The sequence below is a fragment of the Streptomyces solincola genome (assembly GCF_002982015.1).
Taxonomy (GTDB): Bacteria; Actinomycetota; Actinomycetes; order Streptomycetales; family Streptomycetaceae; genus Streptomyces; species Streptomyces solincola.
The window spans coordinates 45,855-65,488 of record NZ_PVLV01000053.1; the positions used below are offsets into that span (position 1 = coordinate 45,855).

The window sequence follows — 19,634 nt, forward strand, 5'->3', positions numbered from 1 at the left end:
ATGGCCCGGTTGAGAATCGCCGTCATGGGGTGCGCGGACATCGCGGCGCGCCGCGTGCTGCCCGCCATCGCCCGCTCCGACAAGCTCGAACTGGTCGCGCTGGCCAGCCGGGACGCGGAGAAGGCCAAGGCCACGGCGCGCCCCTACGGGTGCCGTCCGGTGCACGGGTACCGGGGGCTGCTGGAGGATCCGGACGTGGAGGCGGTCTACCTGCCGCTGCCCTGCGCCCTGCACGCGCACTGGGTGGAGGCGGCCCTGCGGGCGGGCAAGCACGTGCTCGCGGAGAAGCCCCTGACCCCCGAGCCGGAGCGGACGGCGGCGCTGTTCGCCCTGGCGGAGGAGCGCGGGCTGGCGCTGATGGAGAACATCATGTTCCTCCACCACCCCTCGCACGCGACCGTCTCCGGTCTGCTGGCGCAGGGGCTGATCGGCGAACCGCGCGCGTTCCGCGCCGAGTTCACGGTGCCCCGGCGGCCGGCGGGGGACATCCGCTACCAGTCGGCGCTGGGCGGCGGGGCGCTGCTGGACACCGGGGTCTATCCGGTGCGGGCGGCCGTCCACCTGGTCGGCGCGGAGCTGACGACGGTGGCGGCCACCTTGCTGCGCGGTCCCGGCTTCGAGGTCGACACCGGCGGCGCGGCGGTGCTGCGCTCGCCGCAGGGGGTGATCGTGCAGATCGCCTTCGGCCTGGACCACGGCTACCGCTCGGCGTACGAGCTGACCGGCACGCACGGCCGGATCAGTCTGGACCAGGCGTTCACGCCGCCGGCCGGCCACCGGCCGGTGCTGCGTCTGGAGCGGCCGTCGGGCACCGAGGAGCGGCGGCTGCCCGCGCACGACCAGGTCGTCGCGACGCTGGAGTCCTTCGCGCGGGCGGCGGCCGCGGGCAGGTCGCCCGACGTGCGTGCGAGCCTGCGCCTGTCGGCGCTGCTGCACGCCATCCGCGAGCGCGCCGGGGGCCCGTCCTGAGCGGACGGGCCCCGCGGGCCGCGGGTCACTCCCCGCTGTCGGCCCTCAGGCCGTCGCCGCCCCACTCGACGGCCGTCATCTCGTCGTACGTCATCCGGGTGCGGGGGATCCAGGACGGGCTGGGGCCCTCCTGGTTCACGCCCTTGTCGAAGATCGCGAGGCTGCGGTAGAAGTGCGCGCCGGTGAGGGTGCGCGCGGTCTCGTCCGGCTCGACGCCGCCGGCCTCGTGGTCCTCGTGGGCGAGCCCGTCCACCAGCTTCTTCAGGTAGCCCATGCTGGTGGCCGGGTCGTCGCGGCGTACGGAGCTGCCGCCGTACCCCTCCCAGTAGGAGGTCTGGAGGTCCTCCACGACGTACAGCCCGCCGGGGCGCACCAGGGCGAACATGGCGCGGAAGGCGGCGACGACGTCCGGGCAGTAGTGGCTGCCGTCGTCGATGACGATGTCGATCGGCCCGATCTCCTCGCCCAGGGAGGCGAGGAAGGCGGGGTCGGAGAGGTCGCCTCGGACGGTGTGGATCCGCGGTTCGCGCAGCGCCGCCTTGTCGAAGATGTCGACGCCGTGGATGACGGCGCGCGGGAAGTACCGCTTCCACATGCGCAGCGACGCGCCGCCGGCCGCCGGGTCGCCGTATCCGCCGATGCCCAGCTCGACGATGGTCAGCGGGCGGTCCCGCAGCGGGGCGAAGTGCCGCTCGTAGTGCGGCGTGTAGTAGTGCAGGCCCCACTTGTCGGACCCGTTGCGCAGCGACAGCTCCGAGAGGTCGGCCCGGTGGTCGGTGGTGCCGCGGACCAGCCGCTGCACGACGTGGAAGACGTGCATGGAGGAGCTGAGCGCCTCGATGTCCTCGATGTCGTTCCACCGGATGCGCAGGTTCTGGCAGCCCGGCGCGCGCCAGTTGCCGTAGACGGCGCGCAGCAGTTCGAGCAGGCCGACCTCGATGGTGGCGTGGGCGGCCGCGGGGGCGCCCGGGTGGTGCTCGGCGGTCTTGCCCGCGACGGCGTGGTGGACGACGGCGCCGCCGTCGAAGGCGAGCTCGAAGGCGACGGTGATCGGCGTCTGGTCCAGCCCCGGCACCTCGTCGAGGTCGGCCCGGTCGACGAGTTCGCCCACCAGCAGGGCCGCGGTCCGCTCGGCCCCGACCTCGCGTACGGCCTGCTCGGCGTCACCCTCCGCAGCGAGGATGAGCGCCCGGACATCGTGATGCGCGCGATTGGCTGTCATGTCGGCCGATGCTGGTGGGCGCGGCTATAGCCCGCCTGGAGGGGCCGTGGACGGCGGCCCGCCGGCCCGCTCAGTCGCGCCGGGCCAGCACGATGTACACGCTGCCGCCCTTGAAGACCTCCTGCTGCTGGTACTCGACCTGGAAGCCCTTGTCCTTGAGCAGGTCCACGGCGCGGGCGAGCCCGTCGTCGACGTCGTGCACCTCGACGGCGATGTTGCGGATCCTGGGCCAGTTCTCGTCGCCGACGCCGGCCAGCACGGCGAGTTCGGACCGCTCCACGTCGATCTTGAGGAGGTCCACCGTCTCGACGCCGTGCTCGGCGATCAGTTCGGCGACCGTGGTCACCGGCACGGTGTAGCGCTCGACCTCGGCCCGGAAGTTCTCCCAGTAGGCGGCCTGTTCCGCCGCGTCGACGCCGAGGTTGGTGAGCACGGCCTCGATGTTGCGCTGGTCGTCGCCCTCGTCCTCCTGGAGCGTCGCCATCGTCTCGTCGGCCGGGTAGAAGGTGAACTCGGCGGTGCCGGGCCGGTCGGCGACGGCCTTGTTGACGGCGATGCCGCCCGGCAGGTGGTCGGCGAAGTTCCGCGCCAGGCAGGCGTACGTGGCGCGGGCCGGCTCGCAGGCGATGACCCGCACGCCGGGCACCCGGTCGGAGACGAAGAGCGAGCTGAGGCCGAGGTGGGCGCCGATGTCGATGACCGTGTCGCCCGCCCGCAGGTGCTGGAGGTCGGTCAGGTAGATGCTCTCGGAGACCTCGTGCCAGACGATCTTGGTGGTCTCCGCGTTCAGCCCGCTGATCACACGGCCGTCCGGCAGCGTGTGGTTCTCGGCGGGGTCCGGGATGCTCTCCGTCATGGCGGACTCGGCTCCTTCACTCGAATGCACTCGGTACGGCCTCGCCGACCGAGCCTGCGGCCCGGTGCTCGCGGATGGCTCGACCGGGCCTCGCGACCGGCCTCCACACAGGATCCAGCGCCCTTCGAGCAGCGGTGAACATCCTCGGCTGGGTTGACCGATGCGAAGCGGGAGGGTGGCATGTCCGAGCCGACCAAGCGGGTGGCCCTGGTGACCGGCGGTACCAGCGGGATCGGGCTGGAGGTCGCCTCCAGACTCGCCGCGGGCGGGGCCGCCGTCTGGGTCTGCGGCCGCCAGGCGGACGCGGTGAGCGCCACCGTGAAGGAGCTGCGGGACCAGGGCTGGGAGGCGGACGGCTCGACGTGCGACGTGTCCCGGCCCGAGGAGCTGAAGCGGCTCGTCGCCGACGTGGTGGCCCGCTACGGCCGGGTGGACATCCTGGTCAACAACGCCGGGCGGAGCGGCGGCGGCCCCACCGCCGGCATCACCGACGAGCTGTGGCACGACGTCCTGGCGACCAACCTCACCAGTGTCTTCCTGCTGACCAGGGAGGTGCTGACCGCCGGCGGGATGCTGGCGGCCGGACGCGGCCGGATCGTCAGCATCGCGTCGACCGGCGGGAAGCAGGGCGTGGTGTTCGCCGCCCCGTACTCGGCGTCCAAGCACGGCGTCGTGGGCTTCACCAAGGCGCTCGGCCTGGAGCTGGCGCGCACCGGCATCACCGTGAACGCGGTGTGCCCCGGGTTCGTCGAGACGCCGATGGCCGCCAAGGTCCGCGAGGGGTACGCCGAGGTGTGGGGCGTGTCGGTGGACGAGGCCCGCGACCGCATCACCACCAAGGTGCCGATGGGCCGGTACGTGCAGTCCCGGGAGGTGGCCGCCATGGTCGAGTACCTGGTGGGCGAGGACGCCGCCGCGGTCACGGCCCAGGCGCTCAACGTCTGCGGCGGCCTCGGAAACTACTGACCGAAGGAGGAGGAGAGGGCCGTGCATCTGGCTTTCCTCACCCCGAACGCCTACGGGCACGTCACGCCCGCGCTGCCGCTGGTGCGCGAACTCGTACGGCGCGGTCACCGGGTCAGCTTCGCCGTCGGGCCCGATCTGGAGCACCTGGTGCGGCAGACCGGCGCGGAGCCGGTGGTGCTGCCGACGGCCCTTCAGAACCCGCCGATGTTCGAGCACTTCACCACCGAGGACCTCACCGAGGTGCTGCGGCTCGGGCTCGCCGAGCGGCGCACGTCGATGCCGGTGCTGATGGACTTCTACCGCGACGACCGGCCCGACGTGGTGTGCACGGACCAACTGGACTACCACGGCCAACTGCTCGCCGAGGCGCTCTCGACGCCGTACGCCTACCTCGTGCCCACCATGGCCACCGACGAGGAGGACTCGCTCACCGACCTGCTGATGTCGGAGCCGCTGGACTTCACCCACCCCCCGCTGGTGCGGGCGCAGGCGGAGTGCCGCGACTTCTTCGCGGAGTACGGCGTGCACAAGGAGCTGAACGCCGCGGAGCCGGCCGAGCTGAACCTGGTCTTCGTGCCGGAGGAGTTCCAGCCGGGCGCGGACCGCTTCGGCGACGCCTTCCACTTCATCGGTCCCGGCATCGGCGACCGGAGCCAGGAGGGGGAGTACCGGCCGAAGGTCCCAGGCTCCCGGCTGCTGTACATCGCGCTGGGCACCATCTGGAACGACCGGCCGGAGTTCTTCCACCACTGCATGGACGCGTTCGCCGGCACCGACTGGCAGGTGGTGATGGCCGTCGGCGGGAAGGTGGACCTGTCGGGCCGGACGCCGCCGCCGAACTTCGACGTCCACCGGCACCTGCCGCAGCTCGCGGTGCTGCGGCAGGCCGACGTGTTCCTCACCCACAACGGCATGGGCTCCACGATGGGCGCGGTGTACTGCGGGGTGCCGATGGTCTCCGCCGCCCAGGTCCCGGAGCAGATGGCCAACGCCCGGCGGGTGGAGGAGCTGGGGCTCGGCCGCCGGCTCGCCGACACCTCCGCCGAGGGGATCTTCGAGACGGTACGGGCGGTGGCCGACGACGCCGCCATCCGGCGCGAGGTGGCGGCGCTGTGCCGCCGCGTGAACAGCAAGGCCGACGGCGCGGCACTCGGCGCCGACCTCCTGGAGGCGTTCGTGCGATGAAGATGCTCTTCCTGACCGGCGGCAGCCCGGCGACGGTGTTCGCGCCGGCCCCGCTCGCCACCGCGGCCCGGTTGGCGGGCCACGAGGTCCTGGTCGCCTCGCCCGACGAGATGGTCCCCTTCACGTCCGCCGTGGGCCTGCCCACCGTCCCCGTCACGGCCGGCACCATGCGCGGGTTCATGTTCGCCGACCGCGACGGCCGCGCGCTGGACCTCCCGGCGGATCCCGGCGAGCGCCTGCGCTTCAACGGCCGCGGCTTCGGCAGGTTCGCCGCGGCGAGCCTGCCCGCGCTGCGCGCCCTGGCCGCGGACTGGGCCCCCGACCTGGTGGTCGGCGGGTCGCTCTGCTACGCGGCTCCGCTGCTGGCCGCCGAGGTCGGCGTGCCGTTCGTCCGGCACACCTGGGACCTCGGCGAGCCGCCGGGCATCGACGAGGGCGCGGCCGACGAGCTGGCCCCCGAGCTGTCGGCGCTGGGCCTGGACGGGCTGCCCGGGACCGATCTGTGGGTCGACATCTGCCCGCCGAGCCTGCGCGCCGCCGACGCGCCGGGGCCCCGGCAGTCCATGCGCTTCGTCCCGTACAACGAGCAGCGTGCGCTCCAGCCGTGGATGTACCGCGCGCCCGACCGGCCGCGGGTATGCGTCACCGCCGGCAGCCGGGTCTCGCACGAGGACGAACTCGCCTACCTCCAGGACCTGCTGGACAGCGTCGCCGACCTGGACGTGGAGCTGGTGGTCGCCGCGCCGGAGGCGGTCGCGAGGGGCCTCAAGGCCGACCCGGACCGGGTGCGGGCCGGCTGGATCCCGCTGGACGTGCTGCTGACCACCTGCCGGCTGATCGTCCACCACGGCGGCGGGCAGACCTCGCTCACCGCGCTGAACGCGGGGGTGCCGCAGTTGCTGATCCCCAACATCCCGAAGATGCTGCCGCCCTGCGAGCGGATCTCCGCCCGGGGCGCGGCGCTCACCCTGCCGGCGGACCGGCAGTCCCCGGCCGAGCTGCGCGCCGCCGCCGAGGAGATCCTCGGCGCCCCGTCCTACCTGGCCCGGGCCCGCGCGGTCCGCGCGGAGATCGCCCGGCAACCCGGCCCCGCCGAGGTGGTGGCCCGGCTGGAGGACCTCGCCCGTGGATAGCCGGGCCACCGAGCCGTCCGCACCGTCCGTGCGCGACGCCGTCATCAGCGGAGGAAACCCATGAAGGCGCTGGTCTTGGCAGGCGGGACCGGTACCCGCCTGCGCCCCATCACCCACACGTCCGCCAAGCAACTGGTGCCGGTGGCCAACAAACCGGTCCTCTTCTACGGCCTGGAGGCGATCGCGGAGGCCGGCATCACCGAGGTCGGCGTCGTCGTCGGGGAGACCGCGGACGAGATCCGCGCCGCCGTGGGCGACGGCTCCCGGTTCGGCCTCGACGTCACCTACATCCCGCAGGCCGCTCCGCTCGGGCTCGCGCACGCCGTGCTCATCGCCCGGGACTTCCTCGGCGACGACGACTTCGTGATGTACCTCGGCGACAACTTCATCGTCGGCGGGATCTCCGGCCTGGTGGCCGACTTCCGGGCCGAGCGCCCCGACGCGAGCATCCTGCTGACCCGGGTGCCCGACCCCGGCTCGTTCGGGGTGGCGGAGTTGGACGCCGACGGACGGGTCGTCTCGCTGACCGAGAAGCCGGAGTTCCCCAAGAGCGACCTCGCCCTGGTGGGCGTCTACCTGTTCACCCCGGCCGTGCACGAGGCGGTGCGCGCCATCACGCCGTCGCACCGCGGCGAGCTGGAGATCACGCACGCCATCCAGTGGCTGATCGACCAGCGCCGGGACGTCCGGCCGACCACCGTCTCGGGCTACTGGAAGGACACCGGCAACGTCACCGACATGCTGGAGGTCAACCGGTCGGTGCTGGAGGGCATCGAGTCCGGCGTGGAGGGGACGGTCGACGCCGGCACCGAGATCATCGGCCGGGTCCGGATCGAGAAGGGCGCCCGGATCAGCGGCAGCCGCATCGTCGGCCCCGCGGTCATCGGGGCCTCCACGGTGGTCAGCAACTCCTACGTCGGCCCGTTCACCTCCGTCTCGGAGGGCTGCCGCATCGAGGACAGCGAGATCGAGTACTCCATCGTGCTGCGCGACTCCGCGCTGGAGGGCGTCGGCCGGGTCACCGCCTCGCTCATCGGAAGGGGCGTGCGCGTCCGGCCCGCCCCCCGCAACTCCTCCGCCCACCGGCTGGTGCTCGGCGACCACAGCGAGGTGCAGGTCCCGTCATGACGACGCGCATCCTGGTGACCGGCGGCGCCGGCTTCATCGGCTCCCACTACGTCCGTACGCTGCTGGGCCCCGAGGGGCCCGGTGACGTCTCGGTGACCGTGCTGGACAAGCTCACCTACGCGGGGAACACCGCCAACCTGGACGCGGTGCGCGGGCAGGCGGCGTTCGGCTTCGTGCGCGGCGACATCTGCAACGCGCGGCTCGTCGAGAGGCTGATGGCCGACCACGACCAGGTGGTGCACTTCGCGGCCGAGTCCCATGTGGACCGCTCCATCGACGGCGGCGCGGAGTTCGTCCGCACCAACGTGCTGGGCACCCACACCCTGGTCGACGCCGCCCACCGGGCCGGCGCCCGGACCTTCGTGCACATCTCGACCGACGAGGTGTACGGGTCGATCGCCGAGGGCTCGTGGACCGAGGAGGAGCCGCTGCGGCCCAACTCGCCGTACTCGTCCTCGAAGGCGGCGAGCGACCTGGTCGCGCTGTCCTACCACCGTACGCACGGGCTGGACGTCCGGGTGACCCGCTGCTCCAACAACTACGGCCACCACCACTTCCCCGAGAAGCTGATCCCGCGCTTCGTCACCAACCTGCTGGACGGCAGGAAGCTGCCGCTGTACGGCGACGGGGGCAACGTCCGGGACTGGCTCCACGTGGACGACCACGTCCGGGCGATCGAGCTGGTGCGCACCCGGGGCCGCGCGGGCGAGGTCTACAACATCGGCGGCGGCACCGAGCTGGCCAACAAGGAGCTGACCGCCCTGATCCTGGACGCCTGCGGGGCCCGGTGGGAGACCAGCGTGACGTACGTGGAGGACCGCAAGGGCCACGACCAGCGGTACTCCGTCGACTGGACCAAGATCCGCGACGAGCTGGGCTACCGGCCCCGCGTGCCGCTCGCCCAGGGCCTGGCCGAGACCGTGCGGTGGTACCGGGAGCAGCGGGTGTGGTGGGAGCCGCTGCTGGAGCGGGCCGCCCTGTGACGCCCGCCGACGGGCCGGTCTGGCTCGTGACCGGGGCCGACGGGATGCTGGCCCGCGACCTCCTGCCCCGGCTGGGGCGGGCCGGCGTCCGCACGGTGGCGGTCGGCCGCTCCGCCCTGGACGTCACCGACCCCCGCGCCGTGCGCGAGGTCCTGCGGGCCCACCGCCCGGCCCTGGTGGTCAACTGCGCGGCGTGGACGGCGGTGGACGAGGCGGAGGAGAAGGAGGCCGAGGCCCACGCCGTCAACGCGAGGGGCCCCCGCCTGCTGGCCGAGGAGTGCGGCGCCCTGGACGCCGTACTGCTGCACGTCTCGACGGACTACGTCTTCGGCGGCGACGCCGCACAGCCGTACCCCGAGGACGCTCCGCCCGCGCCGCGGACCGCCTACGGCCGCGGCAAGCTGGCCGGGGAGCGCGCCGTCCTCCAGGCGCTTCCGCGCACCGGCCACGTCGTCCGCACCGCGTGGCTGTTCGGGGAGCACGGGCGCAGCTTCGTGCGCACCATGATCGCCCTGGCGCGCGGCGCCGGCCCCGTCGAGGTCGTGGACGACCAGCGGGGCCAGCCCACCTGGACGGGGGACCTCGCCGACCACCTGCTCCTGCTGGGGCGCGCCGCGCTCGCCGGGAGCGCCCCGCCCGGGATCTACCACGGCACCAGCGGCGGCGACGCCACCTGGTTCGAGCTGGCCGCGGAGGTCTTCGCCCTCCTCGGCGCGGACGTCTCGCGGGTGCGCCCCGTCCCCAGTGACCGCTTCCCGCGTCCCGCGGCCCGGCCGGCGTACAGCGTGCTGGGGCACGACCGCTGGCGCGAGGCCGGCATCGAGCCGATGCGCCACTGGCGCGAGGCGCTGGCCGGGGCGTGGCCGGAGATGTGCCGCGCCGCCGCGCCGGCCGCTCCGTCCCGACCGTCGCCCGCCGCGCACGCGCCGTCCTGACCGCCACCGCACTACCGAGGTGCCCACACCCATGCGACCGCTGTCCATCGAGGGCTCGTGGATCCACGAGCCCACCGTCTTCCCCGACGAGCGGGGAAGCGTCCACGAGCTGCTCCAGGGCCGCACCCTGCGGGGCGCCCTGGGCCAGGACCTGAGGCTCGCCCAGGCGAACTGCTCCATCTCCCGGCGCGGCACCCTGCGCGGCATCCACTTCGCGGACGTGCCGCCGGGCCAGGCGAAGTACGTGGCCTGCGTCCGGGGCGCGGTGCTGGACGTCATCGTCGACATCCGGGTCGGTTCGCCGACCTTCGGCCGGTGGGAGGGCGTGCGCCTGGACGACCGGACGCACCGCGCGGTGTACCTCTCCGAGGGCCTGGGGCACGCCTTCCTCGCCCTGAGCGACGACACCACGGTCGTCTACCTGTGCTCGGAGGGCTACAACCCGGGCCGCGAACACGGGATCCACCCGCTCGATCCGGACCTCGCCATCGACTGGCCGGACGACGTGCCGTTCCTGATGTCGCCGAAGGACGAGAAGGCGCCGACCCTCCAGGCGGCCCGGCGCGACGGACTCCTGCCCGCGTACGAGCGCTGTGTGGCGTTCCGCCGGGAGCTGCGCGAGGGCTGACCGCGCCCCTTCCCCCGGCGGCCGCGAGCCGCCCCGAACGGCAGGGGAGCACGGGCGGAACTCCCGCCCGTGCTCCCCTGCCGTCGTGTTCAGCCGCGCTCGGGCGCGGGGCCCATGGCGTTCAGCGCGGTGACGAGTTGGCGTTCCTCCTCGTCGAAGTGCGCTTCGAGCCGGCTCGCGAGGTCTTCCACCTCCGCGCGCAGCCTCACCGGATCGTCCCGGTCGGGAGCGAACTCCTCGACCAGCGCCTTGATCCGGTTCTGGAGTTCGACGACCGTCTTGTGCTCCTCGGCGAACCGGTCCAGCACCGGCGCGAGGGCCGGGAAGCGGTCGCGGAGCACCGGGAAGGCGCCGATGTCCTCGCCGGCGTGGTGGATGTGCAGCGCGTGGCAGAAGTCCAGGCAGTGCGACCGCAGTCGGGCGAGCACACCGCCGTCCCCGGTGTCCGCCGCCGCGGCGACGTCGCCGGCCCGGCCCTCCACCACGTCGTCGATCCGCCGGCGCAGGTCCTTCAGTTCGCCGCGCAGCCAGTCGTGCACCTCGACCAGTTCGTCACCGAGGTGCTTGACGCGGTCGGGTGCGAGGTCGACCGGGTGCAGGACGACGACCGGGATGACGCGGTCGGTGTTCTTCTGGTACTCGCCGTAGCCGGGCTCCTGCGCGACGATCTGCGCGAAGAGCCCGTCGCGCTCCTCGCCCGGCGGGATCGAGGCGATCGCCCGGAAGGTGCGGGAGCCCTTCTCGACCGTCACGATCGGGTTCTTGCGGATGTTGTGGTACCAGGCCGGGTGGGTCGGCGCGCCGCCCGCCGAGGCGACGACCAGGTCCTGTCCGTCGACCTGCATCAGGCCGAGGGGCTGGGTGCGGGGGCGGCCGGTGCGCGCCCCCGTCGTGGTGATGAGGCAGAGCGTGGAGCCTTCGAACATCCCGCCGACCTTGCCGTCGTTGGCGCGGAACTCGTCGATGACGCCCTGCTGGAACGCGAGGAACTCCTCGAACTGCTTCTGGTCCGACGTGTTCTGGTCTGACATGTGGTGCAACCCCTGAAGGTCTGTGCCCGCCCACCGCCCACCCTGCCGGGTGGGCCGCCTGCGGAACACGGTCGGGACGGTATCACCTGCGGGCGGCGGCCGCGGCGGTCACGCCGGCCCCGGCTGCGGCGGCGGCGGCGGGCGCGGCGGCCGGTGCGGCGGCGGCCGGGTCGGGCACGGCGGTCTTCGCCGGGTCGGGCGCGGTGGACGCGGCGAGCGACCAGCGCGGCCGGCCGAACTTCCGCATCAGCGGGCGCTCCAGGCCGACGAACATGGCGAGGCCGACCGCCTGCGTGACCACGAACAGCACGACCACGATCAGCGTCGCGCCCCAGAAGCCGAACTGCTTCGTCTCCCCGGTGAGGTAGCGGGCCAGGCCCAGCAGCGGGAAGTGCACCAGGTACGCCGCGTAGGAGGCGTTGCCAAGCAGCACCATGGGCTTGCTGTCCAGCCACGACGGCTTGTCCGCGAGGTCGCGCGCCGCGATCAGCGGGACCAGCAGGGCGATGCCGAGGGTCAGCAGCCCGCTGCTGCGGAAGGTGGCGGGGAGCACGTCCAGCAGCGCCCACAGGCCCGCGACCAGCAGGCCGATCCACCACACGTTCACCTTGGGCGACCACCGCCCGGTCTGCACGATCCGCGCCAGCAGCACACCCATCAGGAACTCGGGCAGCCGGGTGAGCGGGAAGAAGTAGGTCAGGAACGCCTGCCAGAACGACAGCGGCGCCCAGTAGTCCCACACCGGGCCGGCGAGGAAGAGGTGCGTCGCGGTGGGGATGGCGACCAGCGTGGCGGCCGCCACGCCGAGCCACAGCCACAGCCGCTCCGCGCGGATCCGCAGGATCGGCCGGATCAGCAGGGGCAGCAGCAGGTAGAACGCGATCTCGCAGGACACCGACCAGTTCACGCCGTACACGCTGAAGAGGTACGAGAGGTCGGGTATCCACGCCTGCACCAGGAACAGGTTGGCCACCACCGGGCCGGTGGAGGTCTCGGCGAGCGACCCCATCAGCATCATCGGGCCGATCACCCACAGCATGAGCAGCGTGCCCGCCCAGGTGATCACGTGCCCCGGGTAGATCTTGAGCACCCGGCGCCACCAGAAGTTGCGCACGGTGCTGCGCCACGGCTCACCCCAGGTGAGCACGAAGCCGCTGAGCACGAAGAAGGTGGACAGGGCCGAGGTGCCGTACGGCAGGATCGTGCCGAGCGCGTTGATGTCGGCGTCCGCGTAGAACTGGCCCGCGCCGAGCGTGTGCGTCAGGAACACGGCGACGAACAGGACCGCGCGGTAGCCGGTCAGTGAGGGCAACTGGCGGATCGGTGGTCTGGCAGCGGTCATGGACGCGTGCTCCTGTGATCAGCGGTTTCACCGGGGACGGGCGAGGAGGTCGGTGCGCCGGCGACCGTCCGCCGCGCATCGCGAAGGACGCTAGGCCGGACCGCTTGACTATCGCTGGGACCTGGCCCCGGGCCCCGTCCACCGCATCCGCGTCCACGTCCGCATCGGCGCTCGAGTCGGCCCCCAGCGCCCGCCCGTAGCGTCCCTGCCGACAGCACCGCCCAGCCCGCCGGTACCGCCGGTACCGCCCCTGCCGACACCCGGATTCCCGAGGAGCTCCCGTGACGACGACCCCGGAGCGAGGAACGCCGGAGCAGCCGCTGCCCTACCCCTTCCCCGACGGCCACCGGCTGGACGTGCCGCCGGAGTTCGCCGAGCTGCGCGCCACCTGCCCGGTGCGGCGGGTGCGACTGCCGTACGGCGGGGAGGGCTGGCTGGCGACCCGGCAGGCCGAGATCAAGACCGTGCTCGGCGACCCGCGGTTCTCGCGGGCCGCCACCGTGCAGGCGGACGTCCCCCGCACGCAGGAGTGGCTGAACCCGGGCGGCGACATCCTGTCCCTGGACCCGCCGGAGCACGCCCGGATGCGCAGGCTGATCTCGGGGGCGTTCTCACGCCGGAACGTCGAGGCGTGGCGGCCCCGCATCGAGGAGCTGGTCGGCGAGCTGGTCGCCGGCATGCGGGCCGCCGGTTCGCCGGTGGACCTGGTCGACGCCTTCTCGATGCCGCTGCCGATCACGGTGATCTGCGAGATGCTCGGCGTGCCCGCCGCGGACCAGCACTTCTTCCAGCGCTTCTCCGAGGTGGTGTTCAGCGGCGAGGGCGTCCCGGCCGAGGACGTCGAGGCCGCCTCCGAGGCGCTGATGTCCTACCTCGCCGAGCACGTCGCCCGCCACCGCGCCGAGCCGCGCGACGACCTGCTGTCCGCGCTGATCGCCGCGCGCGACGAGGACGAGGGGCGGCTGTCCGAGGAGGAGCTGGTCACCCTGGGGGTGACCATCCTGGCGGCGGGCCACGAGACCACGGCCAACGCCATCGCCAACTCCGTCCTCACCCTGCTCGTCGACGGCCTGTGGGCGGAGCTGGCGCGGCACCCGGAGCGGCTCGACACGGCGGTCGAGGAACTGCTGCGGTTCATCCCGCTGGGCGGCCAGGAGTCGCTGCCCCGGGTCGCCGCCGAGGACGTGAAGCTGGGCGGCGTGGTCGTGCGCGAGGGGGAGGCGGTGTTCCCCGCGATGGTCTCGGCCAACTTCGACGAGGAGGTGTTCGCCGATCCGCAGGTCCTGGACCTCCGGCGGTCGCACAACCCGCACCTGGCCTTCGGCTTCGGCCCGCACTTCTGCCCCGGCGCCCCGCTGGCCAGGACCGAGATCCGCGTCGCCCTGGCGGCCCTCCTGCGCGAGTTCCCGGACCTGCGCCTGGCCGTCCCCCGTACCGAAGTCCCCTGGCGCGAGAGAACCGCGTTGATCCGCGGCCCGCGCCACCTCCCGGTCGCCTGGCACCCCTAGGGAGGACCGCACCGGACGCGCCGGGGACCCACCAGGTCCCCGGCGCGTCCGCTTCGGCGCTGCCGTCAGGCTGCCGCCAGCAGGCGGTCGCGGTCGCCCGGGGGGAGGGGGCGGGTGGTGAGGCGGTGGTAGGCGTAGGCGGCGGAGACCAGCGTCATGTGGTGGTGCCAGCCGGGGTAGGAGCGGCCCTCGAAGTCGAGGAGGCCGAAGTCGTCGGAGAGTTCGCGGACGGTGTCCTCGGCGGCGGCGGGGAGGCGGGTGAGGCCGAGGAGGGCGTCCATGCGGGTGTGGGTGAGGCTGCTCAGCCAGAGCTGCACCGGTCTGCGGCCGTTCTCGGGGCGGACGGCGAAGAGGCGGTAGGTGCGCTGGGCGCCGTCGCCGGCGCCGGGGGCGGGCAGCCGGACGAAGCTGGACATGACGGTGACGTGCCGGCCGCGGCCGTCCGGTGAGGGCACGCTCTCCATGCGGGTGAGGGTGCCGGCGTCGAAGGCGAACAGGCCGCGGGCGGCGAGCACCATGTTCTGCCCGTCGCCGCCGTGCGGGCGGTGCACCCGCAAGTGGCGGCCGACCATGACCTGGAGGGTGGGCGGCACGGCGACCACGAAGTCCCGGCCGCGCTGGGCGAGTCCGGCGACCAGGGCGCTCACCGCGGCGGGGCTGGTGGAGTCGAGGTCGGCGACCACCGGCAGCGGCGCGGCCCGGCCCGCCTCGGCGAGCGCGTCGACCAGGTCCAGGGCGTGCAGCTCGATGGAGCGGGGGCCGACCTCGTCCGGGATGCGGGTGCGCCGGCGGCGGTCCTCGTCGCGGGCCCAGGAGCCGGGCAGCAGCAGCCGCCAGTCGACGGGGACGGCGCCGGCCGCCGAGGAGAGGAAGAGGCCCACGCCGACCTGGCAGGTGACCGAGCGCCCGGTGGCGGCCATGAAGCGGCGGTGCACCCCGCAGGAGTGCTCGCCCCGCTTGCGCAGCACCGCCTGGTTGATCACCCAGGCCCGCGGGGTCGTCTGCTGCTCGACCCAGCGGGACAGCTCGGCGCGCACCGGGGTCCACTCCCAGGGGCTGGCGTTGACGAACTGGTGCAGGGACTGCGAGGCGGCGGGCGCGGCGGAGACCGCGGCGGCCAGCTTGCGTACCGACTTCTTGCCCGGTGTGGCGAGCAGTCCCTCGACGTAGGTCTGCGCCCAGCGCCGCTGGTCGGCGCGCGGCAGGCCCTCGAAGATCCTCTCGGCGAACACCGGCAGCGAGGCTCGTGCTTCTGTCAAAGCTGGCGCGACCATGGCCCGTTCCCTCCCTCTTCTCGGCCTGCGACTGCCGAGCGCGATAAAATAATAGCGAACACCCTCTTTTTTTTGCGACCTAGGAGAGTCACTGGATGCACTTCGCCAAGTCGGCCCCCGCTGCCCGCCGGCGGGCAGCCGTGCAGCGCGCCCCGTGCACCGGCAACCGGAACGGCGTCCACCGGGTGGTCACCGTGGTTATCCAGCCGAATCGGCCCTATCCGGAACGTCTTGAGCAACTCCGGCTTGTCCCGGGGAGGACGGGAGCGAGACCCTTGGAAACGGATGGATCACCCCGTTCACAGCGGGACGACCCAGCAGCGCGCCGACGGACCCGCGCCCGGGGCCTCGCCCTTCCGGTGGCGGGCAGCACTCTTCGGGAGACGGTGTGGTGAAACAGGAGAGGGCCGTGCGCACGCGCCGGGCCCTGGTCAGAGCGGCGGCCGAGGAGTTCGACCGGTTCGGCTACGACGGGACGTCGCTGTCGCGGATCAGCGCGGTCGCCGGCGGCCTGTCCATCGGGGCGGTGACCTTCCACTTCCCGACCAAGGGGAGCCTGGCGGACGCGGTGCGGGACGAGGGGCGAGCGGTGACGCTGGCCGCGCTGGACCGCCTGGCCGCCGGGCGGAGGTCCGCGCTGCGCACGGTCGTCGACCTCACGCTGGAGCTGGTGCGGCTGATGGAGCGGGAGTCCTCGGTCCGGGCCGCGATCCGGCTCGGGCGGGAGCGCCCGGACACCGGGGCCTGGTCGGACGCGTGGCTGCCCGCCGTGCGCGAGCTGCTGGAACAGGCCCATGAGGACGGGCAGTTGCGCACCGACGCCCGGCCCGCGGACGTCACCACCCTGGTGGAGCACCTGACCAGCGGCGCGGAGGCGTACCTGCGGGCGCGGCTGGGCTCGGGCCTCGACTACGAGAGCGCCGTCGGCCAGCTCAAGCGGGTCTGGCACGTGGCGCTCGCCGGGGTGTCGGCGGAGGGCCATCCGGGTCTGCGGCAGCCGGCGGCGGCCGCGGAGGAGGAGCAGGAGCCCGTCCTGCGCTGACGCCGGCGCGGGACGGTGGCGCACGCGGCCGGGCGGTCCCTCAGCGGGGGGCCGCCCGGTCGGCGAGGAGGGCGCGGTACCAGGGCGCGGCGTCGGCCAGGCGGGTCAGCGGGCCCGGGCCGGGCCGGCAGCGGGCGGCCCGCCACACCGGCCGGCTGTCGTACCAGTAGTCCTGGGCGAAGAGGGAGAGCTGGCGTTCGCCGACCCGTGAGCCGGAGGCGCCGAGGCGGCGTACGCACGTCTCCCAGTCCAGCGCCAGGGCGGGCGCGGCGGGGACGATCCGGTGATGGGCCAGGGTGTCGAGCAGGCGGGCCAGGGAGACCGGCTCGGGGTGGCCGGCGTGCCAGACGCGGCCGGCGGGCGGCGCCTGGCGGGCCAGGCCGAGGCGGGTGATCAGCCGGGCCAGGTCGCCGACCGCCACCAGCGAGAGCATCGCGCGACCGCCGCCCCACGACCCCGGTACGGCCTCCAGCAGTTCGGCGAGCGCCGGCACCACCCAGCGGTCGCCGTCGCCCAGCACCAGGCCGGGCCGCAGCACGGACGCGCCGGCGGCCCGCGCGTACCCCTCGCCGGCGAGCCGGGTCCGGCTGCACGCCGAGACGGGCGCGGGGCGGACCTGGTCCACCGCGAGGTCGCGGTGCGGGCCGGGGCCGTAGACGGCGGCCGTGGAGAGGTGCACGATCCGGCGTACCCCTGCGGCCCGGGCGTCGGCCATCAGGGCGGCCGTGCCCAGCGTGTTGACCGCGGCGCAGCGGACCTCGTCGGTGCCGATCAGCGAGGCCGTGTGGAGCAGGGCGTCCGCGCCCCGGCACACCCCGGCCAGGGTGTCCGGGCGCTCCAGGTCGGCCGGCGTCCACTCGTCGACCAGGGCGGCCGCGGCGCCCTCGGGGGCGCGCCGGCCGACCGCCCGTACGACGAGGGCCGGGCCGCCGTCCGCGGTCCGGTCGCGGTCGGCGCGCCGGCGCAGTTCGGCCAGCACGGCGGAGCCGATGAAGCCGGTGGCGCCGGTGAGCACCACCGTCCGGGGCCGCGCCGGCCCGGGTCTCATGCGGCGAGTCTCTGCGCGTCGACGGGCAGCCGCAGCTCCATCAGCGCCTTGGGGGTGGCGATGGCGGGCAGCAGGTAGCGCCACATCGAGGTGAGGCGGGACTGGAGGTCGGCGCGGCCGGAGGCGATGTTGGAGAAGACCTGGGTGCCGCTGTAGCAGCCGACCAGGACGTTGGCGAACTCCAGCTCGTCGACGTCGGGGAGGAGTTCGCCGCGCTCGCGGGCGGCGCACAGCAGGGCGTGGAACTGGTCCACCCACTCCTGGTACGCGGTGTCGTCCCGCATCCCGAAGTCGCCCTGCTCGACGGCGAGCCGGACGCTGGCCCGGAACAGCACGTTGTTCTGCAACTCGCTGGCCAGGAAGAAGTTGAGGTCGATCAGCCGCTGGAGGCCGGGCGGGCCCTCGGGGATGACCACCGACTCCTGCTGGGCCGCCAAGACGGCCTTGGCCAGCCCGAGCTTGGACTTGAAGTGGAAGTACATCCCGCCCTGGGTGACGTCGGCGCGTTCCATGATCTTGCTGATGCTGGCGCCGCTGTATCCGTAAGCGTCGAAGATCTCGGCGGCGGCGTACAGGATCGTCTCCCGCGTCTTCACCGCCCGCTCCTGCTTCGGCTCAGCCATTTCTGGTGCCCCGGTCTCTATCGACAAAAAAAACGAACGACCTTATTTTACAAGCCGGCCCCCGTGACCGGTAGTGCCGGTCGGGGGCCCACACATACGCACGCCCAGGGGAGAGGCATGCTCATGCTCATCGCATCGGAACGTCCCGCGGTGTCCAGACCGGCCCTGACCACCACGGTGGCCAAGGAGTACGTGCACCGAGCAGCCCTGGCGGAGGTGTTCCTCACCAGCTGGCAGAAGGCGGGCCGGGACGCCTTCACCGTCACCGCCCAGTGGCCCCGCAGCCACAGCTTCTACGGCTCCTCGCACGGAACGTATGACCCGCTCCTGCTGTGCGAAACGGTCCGGCAGACGTTCCCGCTGCTGAGCCACGTCGCCTACGACGTCCCCTTCGGCTACCAGCTGAGCTGGAGCCGCCTTCAGTACGCCGTCCAGCCCCAGGCCCTGCGCATCGACGGCTCCCCCGCGGACCTGGAGATCCACGCGGCGTTCTCCGACATCCGGTACCACCGCTCGCTGCCCGCGATGATGACCATGCACCTCGAGGTGGTGCGCGACGGCTCGCTGGTGGCCATGGTGAGCACCCGCTTCGGGTGCCACTCCCCCGCCGTCTACCGGCGGCTGCGCGGTGAGCGCGCCGACCTCGCGCACGTGTTCGCCAGCGCTCCGCCGCCGCCGGCACCGGTCTCGCGCGGCGTCGTCGGCCGGCTCCGCAAGCAGGACATCGTGCTCTCGCCCACCGAGGAGCGGCGGCGCTGGCAGTTGCGCGTCGACACCAGCCACCCGGTGCTCTTCGACCACGCGCTGGACCACGTGCCGGGGATGCTGCTGCTGGAGTCGGTGCGCCAGGCGGCCTGCGCCTCGCAGGCCACCTGGGACGCGCTGGTGCCCACCTCCATGGACATCTCGTTCAACCGGTACGTCGAGTTCGGCGAGCCGTGCTGGATCGAGGCCGACTCGGCCGACGTGGCCGAGGTGCCGGGCACCCGGCGCACCGTGCGGGTCAACGCCCGCCAGGGCGGTTCCTTCGCGTTCAACGCGACCGCCGAGATGACGGACCCGGCCGCGCTCCTCTGAGCGCCACCGGACCCGCCCCTGCCCGGCGGTCCTACCGGTAGGACACCGGTGCGGCGGGGGGCCGCGGGGTGGAGCGTCCGTGCAGCTTCAGCGCCTGGGCCACGCAGACCACCGCGGCGGTGCACAGCACCGTGCGGACGATGTTCGCGGGCTCCCAGATGTTCTTGAAGTCGTCGACCAGGGAGAGGTCGCCGGCCTTGGCGGGGTCGCCGAGGCCGGCGAGTTCCGTGTTCAGCGGGATGTTGACGGTGACCGTGATGAGCACGGTCACCAGGTAGAGGGCGGCGGCCACGGCCGTCCACACGGCGACCCGGCGGCGGCCGCGGCGGTACTCGACGATCGCCGCCCACACCGGCGCGGCCAGCGCGGCCATGAACAGCATGCCGAACAGCCCGTTGTTGTCGATCAGGTCGTTGAAGCTCTGCATGGCCCGCAGGTAGTCGACGTCGTCGAGGCGGGCCAGGCCCGGCATCACCGACACGTCGAAGGCGAAGAAGAGCCCGGACAGCAGGCCCATCATGGCCGCGGACACCACCAGCAGCCAGCCCGCCGCCCCCGAGGTGCGGGCGGGCGGCGCGGCCGGCGGCGGGGGGACGGGCAGCGGGTGGCCGCCCGGGCTGTGGTGGCTGTGCGGGTAGCTGCCCGGGCGGTACTGGTCGGCCGTCATCGCATACGTCCTCACTC

General features: G+C 73.4%; 19 protein-coding genes. 11 read left to right on the forward strand and 8 right to left on the reverse strand.

Annotated features, from left to right (window positions below):
* Positions 1-969: a Gfo/Idh/MocA family protein gene (locus C6N75_RS04020; RefSeq protein WP_181160330.1), complete on the forward strand. Its 969-nt coding sequence runs from the start codon at positions 1-3 to the stop codon at positions 967-969.
* A 25-nt stretch (positions 970-994) separates the two neighbouring features.
* Here the strand turns inward: C6N75_RS04020 and C6N75_RS04025 are convergent, their stop codons facing one another.
* Together C6N75_RS04025 and C6N75_RS04030 are read right to left on the reverse strand one after the other, a co-directional pair.
* Positions 995-2,191 carry a class I SAM-dependent methyltransferase gene (locus C6N75_RS04025; protein WP_105867439.1) on the reverse strand — a complete coding sequence of 399 codons (1,197 nt, stop codon included), beginning with the start codon at positions 2,189-2,191 and terminating at the stop codon, positions 995-997.
* Between the two features lie 70 nt (positions 2,192-2,261).
* A complete protein-coding gene (locus C6N75_RS04030; protein WP_105867440.1) occupies positions 2,262-3,047 on the reverse strand; it encodes an FkbM family methyltransferase in 786 nt (261 codons plus the stop codon).
* A 180-nt stretch (positions 3,048-3,227) separates the two neighbouring features.
* Between C6N75_RS04030 and fabG the strand changes: the two genes are divergently transcribed.
* Genes fabG through C6N75_RS04065 form a run of 7 tightly spaced genes read left to right on the forward strand, consistent with a single transcriptional unit; the run spans position 3,228 to position 10,005 of the window.
* On the forward strand, positions 3,228-4,013 hold the full coding sequence (gene fabG, locus C6N75_RS04035) for a 3-oxoacyl-ACP reductase FabG (protein WP_105867441.1): 786 nt from the start codon (positions 3,228-3,230) through the stop codon (positions 4,011-4,013).
* A 21-nt stretch (positions 4,014-4,034) separates the two neighbouring features.
* On the forward strand, positions 4,035-5,198 hold the full coding sequence (locus tag C6N75_RS04040; RefSeq protein WP_105867442.1) for a macrolide family glycosyltransferase: 1,164 nt from the start codon (positions 4,035-4,037) through the stop codon (positions 5,196-5,198).
* Positions 5,195-6,331 carry a nucleotide disphospho-sugar-binding domain-containing protein gene (locus C6N75_RS04045; protein WP_105867443.1) on the forward strand — a complete coding sequence of 379 codons (1,137 nt, stop codon included), beginning with the start codon at positions 5,195-5,197 and terminating at the stop codon, positions 6,329-6,331. Before C6N75_RS04040 ends, C6N75_RS04045 begins: the two co-directional genes overlap by 4 nt.
* A gap of 60 nt (positions 6,332-6,391) precedes the next feature.
* The gene (locus tag C6N75_RS04050; RefSeq protein WP_105867444.1) at positions 6,392-7,459 is read left to right on the forward strand and encodes a glucose-1-phosphate thymidylyltransferase; all 1,068 of its coding nucleotides are present in this window, start codon (positions 6,392-6,394) and stop codon (positions 7,457-7,459) included.
* Complete coding sequence (gene rfbB / locus C6N75_RS04055; protein WP_105867445.1) at positions 7,456-8,442, forward strand: dTDP-glucose 4,6-dehydratase; 987 nt, start codon at positions 7,456-7,458, stop codon at positions 8,440-8,442. Before C6N75_RS04050 ends, rfbB begins: the two co-directional genes overlap by 4 nt.
* On the forward strand, positions 8,439-9,377 hold the full coding sequence (rfbD, locus tag C6N75_RS04060; protein WP_219852844.1) for a dTDP-4-dehydrorhamnose reductase: 939 nt from the start codon (positions 8,439-8,441) through the stop codon (positions 9,375-9,377). The genes rfbB and rfbD overlap by 4 nt, the downstream gene beginning before the upstream one ends.
* A 31-nt stretch (positions 9,378-9,408) precedes the next feature.
* The gene (locus tag C6N75_RS04065; RefSeq protein ID WP_105867446.1) at positions 9,409-10,005 is read left to right on the forward strand and encodes a dTDP-4-dehydrorhamnose 3,5-epimerase family protein; all 597 of its coding nucleotides are present in this window, start codon (positions 9,409-9,411) and stop codon (positions 10,003-10,005) included.
* Positions 10,006-10,094: 89 nt separating this feature from the next.
* Here C6N75_RS04065 and C6N75_RS04070 read toward each other — a convergent pair whose 3' ends face one another.
* A complete protein-coding gene (locus C6N75_RS04070; protein ID WP_105867447.1) occupies positions 10,095-11,036 on the reverse strand; it encodes a nitroreductase/quinone reductase family protein in 942 nt (313 codons plus the stop codon).
* 82 nt (positions 11,037-11,118) lie between these two features.
* Positions 11,119-12,378 carry an acyltransferase family protein gene (locus C6N75_RS04075; RefSeq protein ID WP_105867448.1) on the reverse strand — a complete coding sequence of 420 codons (1,260 nt, stop codon included), beginning with the start codon at positions 12,376-12,378 and terminating at the stop codon, positions 11,119-11,121.
* A gap of 281 nt (positions 12,379-12,659) precedes the next feature.
* Here C6N75_RS04075 and C6N75_RS04080 point away from each other — a divergent pair, with 281 nt between their 5' ends.
* Positions 12,660-13,886: a cytochrome P450 gene (locus tag C6N75_RS04080; protein WP_105867449.1), complete on the forward strand. Its 1,227-nt coding sequence runs from the start codon at positions 12,660-12,662 to the stop codon at positions 13,884-13,886.
* A 65-nt stretch (positions 13,887-13,951) separates the two neighbouring features.
* On the opposite strand, the gene C6N75_RS04085 is transcribed toward C6N75_RS04080, so the two are convergent.
* Positions 13,952-15,160 carry an IS701 family transposase gene (locus C6N75_RS04085; RefSeq protein WP_105867450.1) on the reverse strand — a complete coding sequence of 403 codons (1,209 nt, stop codon included), beginning with the start codon at positions 15,158-15,160 and terminating at the stop codon, positions 13,952-13,954.
* Positions 15,161-15,569: 409 nt separating this feature from the next.
* Between C6N75_RS04085 and C6N75_RS04090 the strand changes: the two genes are divergently transcribed.
* Positions 15,570-16,202, forward strand: a complete 633-nt coding sequence (locus C6N75_RS04090; protein WP_181160331.1) for a TetR/AcrR family transcriptional regulator — start codon at positions 15,570-15,572, stop codon at positions 16,200-16,202.
* A gap of 40 nt (positions 16,203-16,242) precedes the next feature.
* Here C6N75_RS04090 and C6N75_RS04095 read toward each other — a convergent pair whose 3' ends face one another.
* Complete coding sequence (locus C6N75_RS04095; protein WP_105867451.1) at positions 16,243-17,250, reverse strand: NAD-dependent epimerase/dehydratase family protein; 1,008 nt, start codon at positions 17,248-17,250, stop codon at positions 16,243-16,245.
* Positions 17,247-17,873 carry a ScbR family autoregulator-binding transcription factor gene (locus tag C6N75_RS04100; protein WP_105867452.1) on the reverse strand — a complete coding sequence of 209 codons (627 nt, stop codon included), beginning with the start codon at positions 17,871-17,873 and terminating at the stop codon, positions 17,247-17,249. The genes C6N75_RS04095 and C6N75_RS04100 overlap by 4 nt, the downstream gene beginning before the upstream one ends.
* Before the next feature lie 150 nt (positions 17,874-18,023).
* Here C6N75_RS04100 and C6N75_RS04105 point away from each other — a divergent pair, with 150 nt between their 5' ends.
* Positions 18,024-18,950, forward strand: coding sequence for a ScbA/BarX family gamma-butyrolactone biosynthesis protein (locus C6N75_RS04105; protein ID WP_256104230.1), 927 nt, complete (start codon positions 18,024-18,026; stop codon positions 18,948-18,950).
* Positions 18,951-18,981: 31 nt separating this feature from the next.
* On the opposite strand, the gene C6N75_RS04110 is transcribed toward C6N75_RS04105, so the two are convergent.
* The coding region (locus tag C6N75_RS04110; RefSeq protein ID WP_322888027.1) for an anthrone oxygenase family protein at positions 18,982-19,634 on the reverse strand (653 nt) is incomplete at its 5' end.

Coding starts and splice junctions, on each gene's coding strand:
- fabG (WP_105867441.1), top strand. CDS start 3,228: ATGTCCGAGCCGACCAAGCGGGTGGCCCTGGTGACCGGCGGTACCAGC.
- C6N75_RS04045 (WP_105867443.1), top strand. CDS start 5,195: ATGAAGATGCTCTTCCTGACCGGCGGCAGCCCGGCGACGGTGTTCGCG.
- C6N75_RS04075 (WP_105867448.1), bottom strand. CDS start 12,378: ATGACCGCTGCCAGACCACCGATCCGCCAGTTGCCCTCACTGACCGGC.
- C6N75_RS04065 (WP_105867446.1), top strand. CDS start 9,409: ATGCGACCGCTGTCCATCGAGGGCTCGTGGATCCACGAGCCCACCGTC.
- C6N75_RS04070 (WP_105867447.1), bottom strand. CDS start 11,036: ATGTCAGACCAGAACACGTCGGACCAGAAGCAGTTCGAGGAGTTCCTC.
- C6N75_RS04025 (WP_105867439.1), bottom strand. CDS start 2,191: ATGACAGCCAATCGCGCGCATCACGATGTCCGGGCGCTCATCCTCGCT.
- C6N75_RS04030 (WP_105867440.1), bottom strand. CDS start 3,047: ATGACGGAGAGCATCCCGGACCCCGCCGAGAACCACACGCTGCCGGAC.
- C6N75_RS04085 (WP_105867450.1), bottom strand. CDS start 15,160: ATGGTCGCGCCAGCTTTGACAGAAGCACGAGCCTCGCTGCCGGTGTTC.
- C6N75_RS04100 (WP_105867452.1), bottom strand. CDS start 17,873: ATGGCTGAGCCGAAGCAGGAGCGGGCGGTGAAGACGCGGGAGACGATC.
- C6N75_RS04050 (WP_105867444.1), top strand. CDS start 6,392: ATGAAGGCGCTGGTCTTGGCAGGCGGGACCGGTACCCGCCTGCGCCCC.
- C6N75_RS04095 (WP_105867451.1), bottom strand. CDS start 17,250: ATGAGACCCGGGCCGGCGCGGCCCCGGACGGTGGTGCTCACCGGCGCC.
- C6N75_RS04020 (WP_181160330.1), top strand. CDS start 1: ATGGCCCGGTTGAGAATCGCCGTCATGGGGTGCGCGGACATCGCGGCG.
- rfbB (WP_105867445.1), top strand. CDS start 7,456: ATGACGACGCGCATCCTGGTGACCGGCGGCGCCGGCTTCATCGGCTCC.